General features: G+C 75.3%; 13 protein-coding genes. 9 read left to right on the top strand and 4 right to left on the bottom strand.

The genetic code is table 11. The features are described from left to right. Positions 1–265: 265 nt before the first annotated feature. The 4 genes from AC3CHW_RS02230 (at position 266) to AC3CHW_RS02215 (ending at position 7675) form a co-directional block, all read left to right on the top strand. Positions 266–1411, top strand: coding sequence for a glycosyltransferase family 4 protein (locus AC3CHW_RS02230; RefSeq protein WP_488469364.1), 1146 nt, complete (start codon positions 266–268; stop codon positions 1409–1411). Continuing rightward, positions 1408–2718 carry a glycosyltransferase gene (locus AC3CHW_RS02225; protein WP_488469363.1) on the top strand — a complete coding sequence of 437 codons (1311 nt, stop codon included), beginning with the start codon at positions 1408–1410 and terminating at the stop codon, positions 2716–2718. Before AC3CHW_RS02230 ends, AC3CHW_RS02225 begins: the two co-directional genes overlap by 4 nt. Then, the gene (locus AC3CHW_RS02220) at positions 2715–3890 is read left to right on the top strand and encodes an SGNH/GDSL hydrolase family protein (RefSeq protein WP_488469362.1); all 1176 of its coding nucleotides are present in this window, start codon (positions 2715–2717) and stop codon (positions 3888–3890) included. Before AC3CHW_RS02225 ends, AC3CHW_RS02220 begins: the two co-directional genes overlap by 4 nt. A 143-nt stretch (positions 3891–4033) precedes the next feature. Then, complete coding sequence (locus AC3CHW_RS02215) at positions 4034–7675, top strand: hydantoinase B/oxoprolinase family protein (protein ID WP_488469361.1); 3642 nt, start codon at positions 4034–4036, stop codon at positions 7673–7675. A 98-nt stretch (positions 7676–7773) separates the two neighbouring features. On the opposite strand, the gene AC3CHW_RS02210 is transcribed toward AC3CHW_RS02215, so the two are convergent. After that, positions 7774–8394: a PadR family transcriptional regulator gene (locus tag AC3CHW_RS02210; RefSeq protein ID WP_398607089.1), complete on the bottom strand. Its 621-nt coding sequence runs from the start codon at positions 8392–8394 to the stop codon at positions 7774–7776. Positions 8395–8505: 111 nt separating this feature from the next. On the opposite strand from AC3CHW_RS02210, the gene AC3CHW_RS02205 reads away from it, so the two are divergent. After that, complete coding sequence (locus AC3CHW_RS02205; protein ID WP_488469360.1) at positions 8506–9888, top strand: carotenoid oxygenase family protein; 1383 nt, start codon at positions 8506–8508, stop codon at positions 9886–9888. A 516-nt stretch (positions 9889–10404) separates the two neighbouring features. Here AC3CHW_RS02205 and AC3CHW_RS02200 read toward each other — a convergent pair. The 3 genes from AC3CHW_RS02200 to AC3CHW_RS02190 form a co-directional block, all read right to left on the bottom strand. Next, positions 10405–11292 carry a 5-oxoprolinase subunit C family protein gene (locus AC3CHW_RS02200; RefSeq protein WP_488469359.1) on the bottom strand — a complete coding sequence of 296 codons (888 nt, stop codon included), beginning with the start codon at positions 11290–11292 and terminating at the stop codon, positions 10405–10407. Beyond that, entirely contained in the window at positions 11289–12053 is a 765-nt protein-coding gene (locus AC3CHW_RS02195; RefSeq protein WP_488470939.1) for a 5-oxoprolinase subunit B family protein, read from the bottom strand. Before AC3CHW_RS02195 ends, AC3CHW_RS02200 begins: the two co-directional genes overlap by 4 nt. Positions 12054–12160: 107 nt before the next feature. Further along, positions 12161–12940 carry a LamB/YcsF family protein gene (locus AC3CHW_RS02190; RefSeq protein WP_176165397.1) on the bottom strand — a complete coding sequence of 260 codons (780 nt, stop codon included), beginning with the start codon at positions 12938–12940 and terminating at the stop codon, positions 12161–12163. A 375-nt stretch (positions 12941–13315) separates the two neighbouring features. Here AC3CHW_RS02190 and AC3CHW_RS02185 point away from each other — a divergent pair, with 375 nt between their 5' ends. The 4 genes from AC3CHW_RS02185 to pcp all read left to right on the top strand — a co-directional run bounded on the left by AC3CHW_RS02185 (position 13316) and on the right by pcp (position 16926). After that, positions 13316–14056: a GntR family transcriptional regulator gene (locus AC3CHW_RS02185; protein ID WP_398607092.1), complete on the top strand. Its 741-nt coding sequence runs from the start codon at positions 13316–13318 to the stop codon at positions 14054–14056. Between the two features lie 294 nt (positions 14057–14350). Next, positions 14351–15061 carry a DUF969 domain-containing protein gene (locus AC3CHW_RS02180; protein ID WP_176165399.1) on the top strand — a complete coding sequence of 237 codons (711 nt, stop codon included), beginning with the start codon at positions 14351–14353 and terminating at the stop codon, positions 15059–15061. After that, positions 15058–16026, top strand: a complete 969-nt coding sequence (locus tag AC3CHW_RS02175; protein WP_488469358.1) for a DUF979 domain-containing protein — start codon at positions 15058–15060, stop codon at positions 16024–16026. Before AC3CHW_RS02180 ends, AC3CHW_RS02175 begins: the two co-directional genes overlap by 4 nt. Before the next feature lie 108 nt (positions 16027–16134). Continuing rightward, complete coding sequence (gene pcp, locus AC3CHW_RS02170) at positions 16135–16926, top strand: pyroglutamyl-peptidase I (RefSeq protein WP_488469357.1); 792 nt, start codon at positions 16135–16137, stop codon at positions 16924–16926. Positions 16927–16958 lie beyond the last annotated feature (32 nt).

Here is a 16958-nt window from a genome sequence, read left to right as displayed (position 1 = left end):
GCCGTACGCCCACGCCGTACGCCCCGACCACGGGCGCGGGTGGCGCGCCCGTCCGCCCCGGCCGCGGGTGGCGCGGGCACGGCGGGCGGGGGCGGCACCGGGCCGCGGGTGGTGTCGGGGGCGACGTGCCGTGGGGGCGTTTTCCGGACAGACCCGTCCGGCAGGGCAGAACCCGCACCCACCAGCGGCGAACGCTCATGGGACGTTTCCTGATCGGAAAGATCCACGTGGCCCGGGTCACGTTCCGCGCGCCGACAACACCGGTATGCGTGTCGCCATCGTCACCGAATCCTTTCCCCCCGACATCAACGGCGTCTCCCACTGCGCCCTGCAGACCGCCCAGCACCTCGCCCGGCGCGGCCACCAGCCCCTGGTCCTCGCCCCGGCCGGGGCGCACGACTGCCCGGCGGACAACGACGGCACCCACCCCTACCCGGTCGTCCGCGTCCCCTCGCTGCCGCTGCCCGGCTACCCGCAGGTGCGCGTCGCCCTGCCCAGCCGCCGGCTCGCCACCACCCTGACCGCGCACCGTGCCGACCTCGTCCACCTGGCCAGCCCGTTCATCCTCGGCGTACGCGGCATGGCCGCGGCGACCCGGCTGGGCGTCCCCGCCGTCGCCGTCTACCAGACCGACATCGGCGGCTACGCGCGCACCTACCTCGGCACCGGCGAGTCCGCCGCCTGGCGCCGGATACGGGCCGTGCACGCCGCCGCCGACCGCACCCTCGCCCCGTCCACCGCCGCCGCCCGCGACCTCGCCGAGCACGGCGTGCCACGGATCGCGCTGTGGCCACGCGGCGTCGACACCGCCCGCTTCCGCCCCGCGCTGCGCGATCCCGAACTGCGCCGTGGCCTCGCCCCGGGCGGCGAGCTGATCGTCGGCTACGTCGGCCGGCTGGCGCCCGAGAAATGCGTCGAACTGCTCGCTCCGGTGGCCGCCCTGCCCGGCGTGCGGTTGGTCGTCGTCGGCGACGGGCCGAGCGCGGCCGGGCTGCGCGCGGCGCTGCCCGGGGCCCGCTTCCTCGGCCGCCGCACCGGCGACGAACTCGCGCGCGTCTTCGCCTCGTTGGACGTCTTCGTGCACACCGGGCCGCAGGAGACGTTCTGCCAGACCGTGCAGGAGGCGCAGGCCAGTGGCTTGCCGGTGGTCGCCCCTGCCGTGGGCGGGCCGCTCGACCTGATCGCGCACGGGCGCACCGGGCTGCTGGTGCCCCCGGGCGACTCGGCCGCCGTGCTCGACGCGGTCGCGCTGTTGGCCGAATCACCGCGGCTGCGAGCCGACCTCGGCCGGGCCGGCCGCGTCGCCGTGGAGGGGCGCACCTGGGAGATGGTGGGCGACCTCCTGCTCGACCACTACGCCGAGGTCCTGGCCGAGCGCACGGAGCGGGTCGCGGAGGGCAGGGCGGCATGACGGAACTCCACTCCCCCCGACACGCCTCGCCCTCCGCGCCTCCCTCGCTGTCCACGGCTCCCGTACCCGGGCCCCCGGCCCCGCACCAACCGCACCCCCTACGCCCGCTGCGCATCGTGCGGCTCGCCAACTTCGTCACCCCGACCTCCGGCGGGCTGCGCACCGCGCTGCGCGAACTCGGCGCCGGCTACCGGGCCGCGGGCCACGAACCGGTCCTGGTCATCCCCGGCGAACGGGCCTCCGACGAGGCCACCGCGCAGGGGCGGGTGATCACCGTCCCCGGCCACGAGCTGCCCGGCACCGGCGGCTACCGGGTGCTCACCGGCCGACGCCACCTGGCCCGACTCCTTGAGCGCCTCGCCCCGGACCGCCTTGAGGTCTCCGACCGCACCACGCTGCGGTGGACGGGGGAGTGGGCCAGAGCGGCCCGCGTGCCCGCGGTCATGGTCTCCCACGAGAGCGCCGACGCCGTGCTGCGCACCTGGGGCGTCCCGCCGGCCGCCGCGGGCTACGCCGCCGACCGGCTGAACCTGCGCACGGCCCGGGCGTACGCGCGCGTGGTGTGCACGACGGAGTGGGCCGCGCGGGAGTTCGTACGGCTCGGCGTGCGCAACCTCGTCCGCGCCCCGCTCGGCGTCGATCTGCAGAAGTGCCACCCCGCCTGGTACAGCGCCGCGCTGCGGGCCCGCCACGTGAGCGGGGCGACCAGGCTCCTGGTGATGTGCTCGCGGCTGTCGCCGGAGAAGCGGCCGGGGCGGGCCCTGGACGCCGTGGCCGCGCTGCGCCGGCGCGGGGTCGCCGTGCACCTGGTGGTGGCGGGGGACGGGCCGCTGCGCCCCCGGCTGGCCGAGCGCGCCCGCGTCGAGGGGCTGCCGGTCACCTTCCTGGGCCACGTGGCGCACCGGGCGGAGCTGGCCGCGTGGCAGGCGAGCGCCGACGTGGTGCTGGCGCCCGGGCCGGCCGAGACGTTCGGGCTCGCCGCGCTGGAGGCGTTGGCCTGCGGTACGCCGGTGGTGGTCAGTGCCTCGTCGGCGCTGCCTGACATCGTTGACAGGGCGGGCGTCAGCGCCGCCGACGACGGCTCGGCCTTCGCGGACGCCGTCGAGGACGTGCTGGCCCGCCCGGAGCCGGCCCGCCGCGAGGCGGCGCGGGCGCGCGCCGAGGAGTTCGGCTGGCCGCTCGCGGTGGCCGCCTTCCTGGCCGCGCACGACGCGGGACCGCCAGCCCCGACGGAGCCGGCGCCTACGGCGGACGCCGTGGTCGCGGCGGCGCGGGGGCCCAGGCCGCCGGGGGGAGGCGGCTCATGACGGCGTGGTGGGCGCCCGGCGGGCCACCCACGGCGCCGCTTCCCGACGCCGGCACCCCGGCTGACCTCGGCGCCCCGGCTGAACCCGGCACCCCGGCCGACCGCGACATCGCGGCCGGCCGGGGCCCGGCGGGGCCCGCGTCGGCCGCGCCGGGCCCCGCCGACCGGGCGGCCCCGTTCCGGTTCGTGGCCCTGGGCGACTCGCTCACCGCGGGCGTCGGAGATCCCGCGCCCGGCGGGGGCTGGCGGGGCTGGGCCGCGCTGCTGGCGGGCGCCCTGGTCCCCGACGACGCCCCGGGCCGCGCCACCGAGCCCGTCGGCGGGTGCGCGGGCGTGGCCGGGGCGGACCCGGACCCGGCCCGGTCCGGTGACCTGGCGGGCAGCCCGTACGTCGGAGTGGGCGGGCGGCTGGAGGGGCGTCCGCGCCGGGTGGAGTTCACCAACCTCGCCCGTAGCGGGGCGCTGGTCGCCGAGATGGTCGAGGCGCAGTTGCCCGCCGCCCGCCGGTCGCGGCCCCAGTTGGCCTCCGTGGTGGTGGGCGGCAACGACACGTTGCGCGCGGCGTTCGACATCGGGCAGTTCGCGCGGGCGCTCGACCTGGCGATGCGCGGCCTGCGCGCCGACGGCGCCGTCCTGCTCACCGCCTGCCTGCCCGACCCGGGGCGCGCGCTGGGCCTGCCGCGCCCGCTGGCCGCGCCCCTGACCCGTCGGATACGGGCCCTCAACACGGTGGTGCACGTGCTGGCCCGGCGGTACGGGGCGGTCCACGTGCACCTGGCCGGGTGCGCCTGGGTGACGGACCGGGCGGCGCGCGGCGTGGACCGGCTACACCCCAGCGAGCTGGGCCACCGGCTGCTGGCCCGGGAGTTCCACGCGGCGCTCGGCCGGCGGGGCGCGCGGCTCGGGCCCGCGCCCTCGGTCGAGTCCGACGGCCCGCCGCCGACGTTCGCCGGCGGCACCTGGTGGCTGGCCACGCGCGGCACGCGCTGGGTCTTCGACCGGTGCCGCGACCTGCTGCCGGACCTGGTCCGGCAGGCCGCCCTGGAGAGTGGCCACCACCTGACGGGCACCGCGCACCTGCTGGACGCGCGGGCGCGCGCGGCCACCCGCGGCGCGCTGACGGCCACGCGTGGCGCGCCCGCGCACGCCCTGGGCGCCGGCAGCGCGGCGTGACCCCGCCCGTCCCCGTCCCCGCCCCTCCCGATCCCGGCGACGCCCGACAGGCGCCCCGCGCCCCTACCCCCGTACCGGTCCAGATCACTCGCCCCCCGGCCGCGTACCCGCTCCGTACCGCTGTGCGCTGTGACAATGCGGGGATGACGACGGGACGCTGGGAGTTCTGGATCGATCGGGGCGGCACCTTCACGGACGTCGTGGGCCGGCGGCCGGACGGGCGCCTGGTGACCAGGAAGCTGCTGTCGCACCACCCCGAGCGGGCGCGGGACGCGGCCGTCGCCGGCATCCGCGACACGCTCGGCCTCGCGCCCGGGCAGCCGCTGCCCGCCGAGCGGATCGCCGTCGTCAAGATGGGCACCACGGTGGCCACCAACGCCCTGCTCGAACGCTCGGGCGAGCCCACCGTCCTGGTGGTGACCGAGGGGTTCCGGGACGCGCTGCGCATCGCGTACCAGAACCGGCCGCGCATCTTCGACCGGCACATCACGCTGCCCGAGGCGCTCTACGCCCGCGTGATCGAGGTCCCCGAGCGGCTCGGCGCGCACGGGGAGGTGGTGCGACCGCTGGAACTGGACGCCGTGCGGCGGGAGCTGCGGGCCGCTCACGGCGACGGCCTGCGGGCCGCCGCCGTCGTCCTCACCCACGGCTACCGGTACCCCCAGCACGAGCGGGCCGTCGGCGCCGTGGCCCGGGAGGTGGGCTTCGCCCAGGTGAGCTGCTCGCACGAGGTGAGCCCGCTGATGAAGCTGGTGCCGCGCGGCGACACCACCGTCGTCGACGCGTACCTCTCGCCCATCCTGCGGCGCTACGTCGAGGAGGTGGCCGGCGAACTGCGCGGCATCCGGCTGATGTTCATGCAGTCCAACGGCGGGCTGCGGGAGGCGGCGCACTTCCGTGGCAAGGACGCGGTGCTCTCCGGGCCCGCCGGTGGCGTCGTCGGCATGGCCCGCTCGGCGGCCGAGGCCGGCCACGAGCGCGTCATCGGCTTCGACATGGGCGGCACCTCCACCGACGTGTCGCACTACGCCGGCGAGTTCGAGCGGGTCTACGGCACCGAGGTGGCCGGGGTGCGGATGCGGGCCCCGATGATGAACATCCACACCGTCGCCGCGGGCGGCGGCTCGGTGCTGCGCTTCGACGGCCAGCGCTACCGGGTCGGCCCCGACTCCGCCGGCGCGGTACCCGGCCCCGCCTGCTACCGCCGCGGCGGGCCGCTGACCGTCACCGACGCCAACGTGATGCTCGGCCGTCTCCAGGCCGACCACTTCCCCGCCGTCTTCGGCCCGCACGCCGACCAGCCGCTGGACGTGGCGGCCGTGCGCGAGGGGTTCGCCGCGCTGGCCGCCGAGATCGCCGCCGCGACCGGTGACCGTCGCGGGCCCGAACAGGTCGCGGCCGGCTACCTCGACATCGCCGTGCTCAACATGGCGACCGCCGTCAAGAAGATCTCCGTACAGCGCGGCCACGACGTCACGCGGTACGCGCTGACCACCTTCGGCGGCGCCGGCGGCCAGCACGCCTGCGCCGTCGCCGACGCGCTCGGCATCAACACCGTCATCGTCCCGCCGCTGGCCGGCGTGCTCTCCGCGTACGGCATCGGGGTGGCCGACGCCACCGCGATGCGCGAGGCGGCCGTCGAGGTCCGCGTCGACGACCCGGCGGGCATGGACCGGGTGCGTTCGGTCAGCGCGGAACTGGCCGAGCGCACCCGGGCGGAGCTGGCCGCCGACGGCCTGCCCAGCGAGGCGATCACCACCGTGACCCGGGTCCACCTGCGGTACGCCGGCACCGACTCGGCCATCGCCGTGCCGCTGGCCGACGCCGCGGCGATGACGGCCGACTTCGAGCGCGAGCACCGCGCCCGCTACGCCTTCACCATGGACAAGCCGCTGGTCGCGGAGGCCGTCGCGGTCGAGGCCAGGTGCGCGGCGGCGCCCACCCACGTGAGCACCGGGCCCGCCGCGCGCGAGGACGCGGCGGGTGCGGCGGGCGTGGTGGGCGTGGGGGGAGCGACCCAACCGCCGCCCACCGTCCGGATGTTCGCCGACGGCCGCTGGCGGCCGACGCGCCTGTACCAGCGCGCCGACCTGCGCCCGGGCGACACGCTCGGCGGGCCCGCCCTCGTCGTGGAGGCGGACGCCACCACCGTCGTCGAGCCGGACTGGCGGGCCAGCGTCGGCGAGCGGGGGCACCTGCTGTTGACCCGGGTACGCCCCCGGCCGCGCACCGTCGCGGCGGGCACCGGCGCCGACCCGGTGCTCCTTGAGGTCTTCAACAGCCTCTTCATGGCGATCGCCGAGCAGATGGGGGTGCGCCTGGAGAACACCGCGCACTCGGTCAACATCAAGGAGCGCCTCGACTTCTCCTGCGCGCTCTTCGACGCCGAGGGCAACCTGATCGCCAACGCCCCGCACATCCCGGTGCACCTGGGCTCGATGGGCGAGTCGATCAAGGAGGTGCTGCGGCGCAACGCCGGCGCGATGCGCCCGGGCGACGTCTACGCGATCAACGACCCGTACCACGGGGGCACCCACCTGCCCGACGTCACCGTGGTCACACCGGTCTTCGACGACGCCGGGCGGCGACTGCTGTTCCTCGTCGCCTCGCGCGGCCACCACGCCGACATCGGTGGCAGCACCCCCGGCTCGATGCCCGCCTTCAGCCGCACCATCGAGGAGGAGGGCGTCCTCTTCGACAACTGGCTGCTGGTGCGCGGCGGGGAACTGCGCGAGCGCGAGACGCGTCACTTGCTCACCTCGGCCCGCTACCCCTCCCGCGCGCCGGAGACCAACCTGGCCGACCTGCGGGCCCAGATCGCCGCCAACGAGAAGGGCGTCGGGGAACTGCGTCGGATGATCGACCAGTTCGGCCTCGACGTCGTGCACGCCTACATGCGCCACGTGCGGGCCAACGCCGAGGAGTCGGTGCGCGCCATCATCGCCGGCCTGCGCGACGGTTCGTACCGCTACGAGACCGACAGCGGCGCCGTCATCCAGGTCGCGCTGCGCGTGGACCACCGCACGCGCGGCGCCGTCGTGGACTTCGCTGGCACCTCCGCGCAGCAGCCGGGCAACGCCAACGCGCCAAGCTCGGTGGTGATGGCCGCGGTGCTCTACGTCTTCCGCACCCTGGTCGCGCACGACATCCCGCTCAACAGCGGCTGCCTGGCCCCGCTCGACGTGCGCATCCCCGCGGGCTCGATGCTGGCGCCGACGTACCCGGCGGCCACCGTCGCGGGCAACGTGGAGACCTCGCAGGCGGTCACCGGCGCGCTGTACGGGGCCCTCGGCGTGCAGGCGGAGGGCTCGGGGACGATGAACAACATCACCTTCGGCAACGACCGGGTGCAGTACTACGAGACGCTGGCCAGCGGCTCCGGGGCCGGCGACGGCTTCGACGGCGCCGACGCGGTCCAGACCCATATGACCAACTCCCGGCTAACCGACCCCGAGGTGCTCGAATGGCGCTACCCGGTGCGCGTGGAGACCTTCGCCGTGCGGCGGGGGAGCGGCGGGCGGGGCCGCTGGCGCGGCGGCTGCGGGGTGACGCGGCGCATCCGCTGCCTCGAACCGATGACCATCGCCCTGCTCACCGGCCACCGCGGGGTCGCCCCGTGCGGCATGGCCGGCGGTGAGCCGGGCGCCCTCGGGGTCAACCTGCTGGAGCGCGCCGACGGCGGCGTGCGCACGCTGGCCGGGTGCGACGTGGTGCGGGCGGCGGCGGGTGATGCCCTGGTGGTGCACACGCCGGGGGGCGGGGGCTACGGGAAGCCCGAGGAATAGCCCCCACGGTTTTTCCCCGGAGCCGGCGCGCTATCGGCGACCGCGAGCCGTGACACCCGACGCCTCGGCACACCGACACCCGCGTACCGAGCCTCGGATCACTGCTGCTCGCCATCCGCCTCGGCCACCGGAACGCGCGGGTCCACCACGTCGGCGCCGCGCTCGGCGATCTCCGACCAGAAGTCGATGGCCATCCGCTCGAACCGCAGGCCGTACGCCAGGGCGGCGGCCTGCGGGGGCTGGAAGGTCAGGCCGAGCCCAGGAGGGTCCGCCGGGGGTTCGTCCGCGGCCGGGGCCGTCGCGAGGATCGTCTCGTACTCGGCGAGCTTGCGGCGGTGCGCGAGCAGTTGCTGCTCGGCGAGGCGTCGCACCTGGTCCGCGCCGGACGAGCCGCCTTGCTGGAAGTAGAGCCGCAACAAGCCCTCGTCGTGGATCTCCGTGGGCCGATCCGCCGGGCCGGTGAGCCACGTGGCGAGCAGGTCCCGCCCGGCCGGGGTCAGTGACAGCGTCCGGCGCCGGCGCCCCGAGCCCTCCCGCTCCTCCACGACGAGCCCGTGGCGCACGAGCCGGGCCGCCTCCGCGTAGATCTGGGACCTGGGAAAGGCCCAGAAATGTCCGATGCTCTGCTGGATCTCGCGGTCGAGCGCGTACGGCGTGGCGGAACCCGACTGTGCGAGGAGACCGAGCACGACGTAGGCGCTGGCGGAGAACGTTGGCATCCCTTGCCCCGATCCGGATGGTCTGAACCTCAGCATTGCACGCGCGACGCCGGGAGTTGGAGTATCCGAACAGTACACATTGCACCGTCACATCTGACGATCGGAGTTCCGATGAGCGCCGCGACCCACAACCCCTACCTGAACGGCAACTTCGCCCCCGTCGCCGACGAGGTCAGCGTCGACGACCTCCCGGTGACCGGGGTGCTGCCCCCCGAACTGAACGGCCGCTACCTGCGGATCGGCCCCAACCCCACGGCGCCCGAGGAGACCGGTCGGGGCCACCACTGGTTCGTCGGGCGGGGCATGGTGCACGGCGTCCGCCTGCGCGACGGGCGCGCCGAGTGGTACCGCAACCGGTTCGTACACGGTGACGTTCCCGAGGACTCGCCCAACACCAACATCCTGGCCCAGGGCGGCCGGCTCCTCGCGCTCGTCGAGGGCGGCGGGGCACCGGTGTCGATCGCCCCCGACCTGAACCGGATGGCGACCTGGGACGCCGACGGGGCGTTACGCACCGGCTTCACCGCCCACCCGAAGACCGACCCGGTGACCGGCGAGATGCACGCCGTCAACTATCTGATCAGGCCCGACGCCGAGCACCTGCGCTACGTCGTCCTGGACGCCACCGGAAAGGCGACACACACCGCCGAACTGCCCGTCTCCGGGGGCCCAATGGTCCACGACATGGCGCTGACCGCCACCCGGGTCGTGCTGCTCGACCTGCCGGTGACCCTGTCGACGGACGCCGTCGGCCGCCTGGAGGCGGGGGTGCCTCAGACGGGCGACGCGCTCCCGATGCGCTGGAACGAGGAGCACCCCTCGCGGGTGGGAGTGCTGCCGCGCGGCGGCACGGCGCGGCAGGTCACGTGGTGCGACGCGCCGCGCTGCTACGTCTTCCACGTCCTCAACGCGTACGACGCCCCGGGCGGTTCGATCGTCATGGACGTGGTCCGCTACGACACGGTCTTCCGCGACGTGTTCGGCGGGCCCGCCGACGGGCTGCCCGCGCTGGCCCGCTGGACCATCGACCCGGACCGGGGGACCGTCTCCGAGCAGATCATGTCCGACCGCAGTGTCGAATGGCCCCGGATCAACGCGGAGTGGCTCGGGCGCCCGCACCGCTACGGCTGGTTCGGCGGCACCGGCCCCGCCAGCCTGCGCCTGTCCGACGACGTCAACCGCGACCTCGGCGGCAGCTTCGAGCCCGGCCCCCTGGTCAAGTTCGACACCACGACCGGCGAGGCGTCGACACACGACTTCGGGGCCGGGCGCGTGACCCAGGAGCCGACGTTCGTGGCGCGCCCCGGCGCCACGGCCGAGGACGACGGCTGGATTCTCTCGGTCGTCCACGACGGCAACACCGGTTGCGGCGAACTCGTCGTGCTCGACGCCGCCGACGTCACCGCGGCTCCCGTGGCACGCGTCCACCTGCCGCGACGCGTCCCCTTCGGGTTCCACGGCAACTGGATAGCCGACAACGAGATCGGCGCGTAGCCGTCAGACGGCGGCCAACCGGGGGGGACGGGCGCGCGCCAAGAAGGCGCCCCCGCCCGGTCGGTCGGCGGACGGCGCGCCCTGTGGACATACGGTTCGGCGAGGCTCGCGGGGATCCGCCGGGCGTCGCGTCAGCGCGCGGGGGCCGGGTGGGAGGGCGGATGGGCTCCGCGCGGTCTCAGCGCGCGGAGCCCATCGGCAGCGATGGCCGGCCCAGGCTCGCCGCCTGGCGGCGACTGCCGTGTGGGCTCGGGGGCCGACGCCGCACGGTGCCTGACACCGCACGTGTGGCCGTCCCCCGCACACGGGCCGTTCCACCCTCCCTGGATGCCCCCTGGGAATCGCCGCGAAGGGCGGCCCATTCCCCATCCACGGCCCAGCGTCGCGGGGCGCGGCCGTATCGACAAATCCTTAGAGCCGTTTGAAAAGGTCAGCCGCCAGGCCCGGACGACATGTCGACCAACCGGCCCTGGCGGCGCCGGCCGTCGTCGTACGACGCGGCCCCGGCGACCCCCGTCAGACGTGTGCCACCGAGCGCGCCCGGCGGGGCACGAAGCGCACCGGCGTGCCCGGCACGGCCTGCGCCGCCGCGGCCAACCAGCGCTCGGGGACGACCCCGATCACCGGGTAGCCGCCGGTCGTCGGGTGGTCGTGCAGGAAGAGCACCGGCCGGCCGTCCGGCGGCACCTGGAGCGCGCCGAGTGCCATGCCCTCGCTGGGCAGTTCGCCCTCCCGCGCGCGTTCGAGCGCCGGGCCCTCGGTGCGCAGCCCGATCCTGTTGCTCGCGGGGGAGACGGCGTACGCGGCGCGGCCCAGCGTGCGTAGCGCCCGCGCCGTGAACCACGCGTCGCGCGGGCCGAGCAGCAGGGGCAGCACCAACTCGCGCGCCGGCCCGGGAGCCGGCGCCGCGTCCAGGCGCGGCACAGCGCCCGTCGGTGGGCCGAGCCGCAGCACGGCACCGTCGGCCAGCGGGTCGGGCCCGAGCCCGGAGAGCACGTCCGTGGAGCGGCTGCCGAGCACGGGGGCCGCGTCGACGCCGCCGGCGAAGGCGAGGTAGCTGCGCACCCCGTGGGCGGCGGCGCCGACGTCCACACGGGCCCCGGCCGGCAGCCGGATCGGCGCGCCCCAGGGGGCGGGCCGGCCGCCCACCCGGACCGGGCAGGGCGCCCCGGTGACGGCGACGGTGACGGGTCGGTCCACGCGCACGGCGCAACCGGTGAGGGTCGTCTCCAGGGTCGCGGCCTGCTCCGGGTTGCCCACCAGGCGGTTGGCGAGCCGGTGCGCGGGCTCGTCCAGGGCGCCCGAGCGCGGCACGCCCAGATGCGCGTGGCCCGCGCGCCCCAGGTCCTGCACGGTGGTGAGCGCCCCGGCGCGCACCACCTCCAGGGTGGTGAACTCGCTCATCGGCGCGCTCCGTTCACCGCGGGGCGCCGGCCGGGGGCCGGCAGGTCGGCCGTGGGGTGCGCGGGGGCGCCGCCGGGCGGGCCGGCGCCGTCCTCGTGCGCGGGGCGGCGGTCGTCGCACGGTACGAAGCGGACCCGGGTGCCGGGAGCGAAGAGCGCCACGGGGTCGCGGGTGGCGTCCCAGAGCACCGCGTCCGAGGTCCCGATGAGCTGCCACCCGCCGGGCGAGGGCCGCGGGTAGACGCCGGTGTAGGGGCCGGCGAGGGCGAGGGAACCGGTCGGGACGCGGGTGCGCGGGGTGTCGCGGCGCGGCACGTGGTAGCGGCTGGGCAGCCCGGTCAGATAACCGAAGCCGGGCGCGAACCCGCAGAAGGCGACGCGGAACTCGGTGCCGGAGTGGATGCGTACGACCTCGTCGGGCGTGACGCCCCACACCTTCGCGACCTCGGCCAGGTCCGGGCCGTCGTAGCGCACCGGGATCTCCACGGCCGTTCCCTGGCCGCGCGTGGGCGCGGGGATGTGCCAGCGGGCGGCCAGCGCGGCGGTGCGCGCGGGGTCGGCCAGGCCGTCGAGGAGCACGGTGCGGGCGGCGGGGACGACGTCCCGCACGGCGGGCAGCTCCGCCGTGCCGAGCCGCCGCAGCACCTCGGCGTGCAGGGCCTCGACCGCCTCGTCGGAGTCCACCTCGAGCAGCAGCGCGTTCTCCCCCACGGGCAGGCCGCGCACGGCGAAGCCGCCGCGGTCCGGTGCCTGGTGCGGCATGCCGGCCACCTCCTCGATGTGCCGGGTGTGCTCGGCGTCGTGTGCCGGGGTCGGCCCGCCGTCTCCCGATGGCGGGTGCGTCGTGGGCGCGTGCGGCGCGTGTTCCCTCACGCGAAGGCCCTGAACCTGACCCCGGCCGCCGCCAGTTCGGCCCGCACTCGGCGGGCGGTCGCCGCCGCGCCCGGGGTGTCGCCGTGCAGGCACAGCGACCGCGCGTGCACGTCGACCTGTTCCCCGTCGATGGTGGTCACGGCTCGATCGCGGGCGATCGTCAGCGACCGCTTGACCACGGCGTTCGGATCGTCGATGACCGCTCCGGGGGTGCCGCGCGGCACCAGCGTGGCGTGCGCGGTGTACGCGCGGTCGGCGAACGCCTCGGGGACGGCCGGCAGTTCGGCCGCCCTGGCCGCCGCGAGGAGTAGCGAGCCGGGCAACCCGAGCACGGGCAGCGGCGCGTCGCTCGCCAGGCGCACGCCGTCCACCACGGCAGCCGCCTGCCGCTCGTCGTGCACGCACCGGTTGTAGAGCGCGCCGTGCGGCTTGACGTAGGCCACCCGGGCGCCGGCGGCGCGCGCGAAGACGTCCAACGCGCCGATCTGGTACGCGACCTCGTCGGCCAGCTCGCGGGGCGGTACGTCCATGGCGCGCCGTCCGAAGCCGGCCAGGTCGCGGTAGGAGACCTGGGCGCCGATCACCACGCCGCGCTCGGCGGCCAGATCGCACACCCGCCGCATGGTCGACGGGTCGCCGGCGTGGAATCCGCAGGCGACGTTGGCGCTGGTGACGACGGAGAGTAGGGCGTCGTCGTCGGTCAGGTGCCAGCGACCGAAGCCCTCTCCGAGATCGGCGTTGAGGTCGATCGCAGGTCGGTCCGCGTCGTCGGTCATGTCCGTCCGTTCGGGCAGGCGCGCCGTGCGGCGCGCGACGTCGTGGCAGGGGGCGGGCGCCGGGGCGTGGCCGCTGGCGCGCGGGGCCGGGGGTGGTCGGCGGGTCTGACGCCGGCGACGCCACGCTCCCCACGGGGCGCGGAGCCTGACGCCGTGGACCGGTCGACCCGCATCCGTAGAACTCTCCGCTGTCGTGCAACCGGGCCGACCGGCCGACACTCAACGTAGACGATTGTTGAACGATCCGACAAGGGATTGTTGTGATCGCGGGTACATCTCGGCTTGACTTCTGTCGCGCCGAGCCGAGCGCCGGCGCGCTCAACAGGGCAGACGCGGTCATCCCACGATGGTCGCACCGGGCGAGGGAGAACCAGCGTGACAAGCGGTGCGGACGAACGGCTCACGGCAGTGATCGACGTCTCCAGGCTGGAGACCGACCGGCTGCTGCTCGGACGCACGAGCACCGCGGAGCGGGTGGCCGACGTGCTGCGCGACCGCATCGCCGAGGGCTTCTTCCCGCCCGGCACCAAGCTCTCCGAGGACAGCATCAAGGGGGCCCTCGGCATCTCGCGCAACACGCTCCGGGAGGCGTTCCGACTGCTGACCCGCGAACGTCTGCTGGTGCATGAGCTCAATCGCGGAGTGTTCGTACGCGTCGTGACGGTCGAGGACCTCGGCGACATCTACCGGGTTCGCGCGCTGGTGGAGTGCGCGGCGGTACGCAGCGTGGGCGAGCCCCCGTACACGGGCGCGGTCGCCGAGGCGATGCGGGCGATCGAGGCGGCCGTCGTCGCCGGCGAGGAGGCCGCGCGCGGGCGCGCCTGGCAGGACCTGTCCACCGCCAACATCCGCTTCCACCAGGGCATCGTCGCCCTGGCGGGCAGCCCGCGGACGAACGACCTGATGCGCGGCGTGCTCGCCGAACTCCGCCTGGTCTTCCATGTGATGGCCGACCCGCGCCGCTTTCACGCGCCCTATTTGACCCGCAACAGGCAGGTTTGGGAAGCGCTGGATGCGGGGCGCGTCGCGGAGGCCGAGGCGCTGCTCGCCGACTACCTGGCGGACTCCCGCAGCCAGCTCTCGGGGGCGTACGCCCAGCAGATGGCGACCGACTGACCCGCGCTGACCTGGGGCTGGGCCGGTCAACTCGGCCTTCCTGGCCGTCGCGTGGCCGCCGGGGCGGGCGCGCGGCCGGCCCGGCGGCGTGGGGCGTGGGGCGGCGGCGCCCAAGCGTGGCGGCGGGGGCCTGGAGTCGCCGCGTGGGGTCGAGGCGGCGGGGTGAACGCGCGGTGGTGGCGCCCGGCCGCTGTGACGTCTGCCTCTCGACCCCTTGTCGGATCGTTGAACAATCGCCTAACCTCCCGTTCACTCTCCTCACGCCCCGTGGGGTCCCACGCGGAAGGCGGACGCATGCTCGTTCTCCTGGGCGTTCTCGTGGTGGTGATCGGATTCGCCACCAGGCGCAACCCCCTCCTGGTCGTAGGAGTGGCCGGCATCGTGACCGGCCTGCTCGGCGGCCTGTCGCCGCGCGAAGTCCTCGCGGCCTTCGGCGACGGCTTCGCCTCCAGCCGAGCGGTGACGATCTTCGCCATCACGCTGCCCGTCATCGGCCTCCTGGAGCGCTACGGCCTCCAGGAACAGGCCCGCACCCTGATCGCCCGGTTCACCAAGCTCACCACCGGACGCTTCCTCGCCCTGTATCTCCTGCTGCGCCAGGTCACCGCAGCGCTCGGCCTCGTCAGCGTCTGCGGACCCGCGCAGACGGTGCGCCCGCTGGTGGCGCCGATGGCCGAGGGCGCCGCCGAACGCGCCCACGGGCCGCTGACCGACAAGGCTCGCGAGAAGGTGCGCTCCTTCTCCGCGAGCGCCGACAACGTGGGCCTGTTCTTCGGCGAGGACGTCTTCCTGGCCGTCGGCTCCATCCTGCTGATCACCGGCTTCGTGAACACCACCTACGACACCCACCTGGAGCCCCTGCACCTGGCGCTGTGGGCGATCCCCACCGCGATCTGCGCCTTCGTCGTGCACGGGTGGCGACTGCTGCGCCTGGACCGCCAGTTGGAACGCGAACTGCTGGCCGCCAACGCCACCCAGCCGACCGCCAAGGAGGCCGCGAAGTGATCAAGGCAGAGTGGTTCTACTGGCTCGTCGGCGCCATCTTCCTGGTGATGGCCGCCCAGATGATCACCGACCGCAGCAACCCCAAGCGGCTGGGCACCGCAACGTTCTGGGGCCTGATCGGCGCGGGCTTCGTCTACAGCTCCTGGGTCGTGGACGACCGCGCCCCGGCCGAGCCGCTGGGCGTCGCCGTGCTGGCGATGGCCGTCCTCGCGGGCTTCGGCTTCACCGGGCGCGGCACCGTACGCACCACCACCGGCGCGGAGCGCACGGCCAGCGCCGCGCGCCTGGGCAACCGACTCTTTGTACCCGCGCTCACCATCCCGCTGGTCGCCATGGCGTGCGCGGTCGGCGTGAAGGAACTGTCCATCGGCGGCGAGCCGGTGCTGCAGAAGGGCAGCGAGACCATCCTGGGCCTGGGCATCGGCGCCATCGTCGCGCTGGCCGTGGGCATGGTGATGCTGCGCGAGAAGCGGATCGCCACCCCCGTGCACGCCGGGCGCTCGATGCTGGAGGCGATGGGCTGGGCGATGCTGCTGCCGCAGATGCTCGCCACCCTCGGCACCATCTTCTCCGTCTCGGGCGTGGGTGAGGAGGTCGGCGAACTCACCACCAAGGTGCTGCCGGAGGACTCCCTCTACCTGGCCGTGGCCGTGTACTGCGCCGGCATGTTCCTCTTCACCGTGATCATGGGCAACGCGTTCGCCGCGTTCCCCGTGATGACCGCGGCGGTCGGCTGGCCGGTCCTGGTGGAACAGGCCGACGGCAACGCCGCGGCGGTCCTCGCCATCGGCATGCTGGCGGGCTTCTGCGGCACCCTGGTCACGCCGATGGCCGCCAACTTCAATATCGTGCCCGCCGCGCTGCTTGAGCTGAAGGACCAGTACGGACCGATCAAGGCCCAACTGCCCACTGCCGTCGTGCTCCTCGGCTGCAACATCGTGATCATGTCCGCGGTGGCCTTCTGACGCACCGCCGCCCCGACCGCCCCGGCGCACCACCCCGCCGCCCCGCCGCGCGCCACCAGGCACCGCTCACCCCACACCGCGCCACCACTGACGAATGAGGCACCACCTATGTCCGCTCTCCCGCCGGAGCCGCAGCCCGTCCCGGTCACCTCGACCCCGCCCCGTACCGGCGGTGACACCGCGACCGCCGGCGGCGGCGCCGGTACGGACCCGGGCGGCGCGGAGAGGCCGGCGGCCGGGGCGGGCGAGGCCCGGCCGCGACGCGTCCTGCTGACCGGGTTCGAACCCTTCGGCGGCGAGGCGGTCAACCCCTCGTGGTCGGCGGTGCGACAGGCCGCCGCGCAGCCGCTGCCCGGCGTGGAGTGGAGCACGGCCGAGCTGCCCTGCGTCTTCGGCGCCGCGCTCGACGCGCTGCGCGAGGCCGTCGCCGCCGCCGAGCCCGACATCGTGCTGTGCGTCGGGCAGGCGGGCGGGCGCCCGGACGTGACCGTCGAACGCGTGGCGATCAACGTGGACGATGCGCGCATACCTGACAACGCGGGCGCGCAGCCGATCGACGAACCCGTCGTCCCGGGCGGCCCCGCCGCCTACTTCGCCGCGCTGCCGATCAAGGCGTGCGTGGCCGCGGCCCGCGCCGCCGGGGCCCCGGCCAGCGTGTCGCAGACGGCCGGAACCTTCGTCTGCAACCACGTCTTCTACGGGCTCATGCACCTCATCGCCACCGAACGCCCCGCCCTGCGCGGCGGCTTCGTGCACGTCCCGTACGCGCCCGAGCAGGTGCCGGACGGCGGCGCCCCGGCCCTCGCGGTCGCCGACAGCGCCGTGGCCCTGCGCGCCATCGCCGCCACGGCCGCCGCCGGCACGCCGGAGCTGCGCGCTGTGGGCGGTGCCACACACTGACCGGCCCCTTGGCGCCGTTTCGTCCGTTGTCA

The sequence above is a fragment of the Streptomyces sp. MGP-BFMKR1 genome (assembly GCF_057766585.1).
This window is presented reverse-complemented; position numbering and strand designations above follow the sequence as displayed.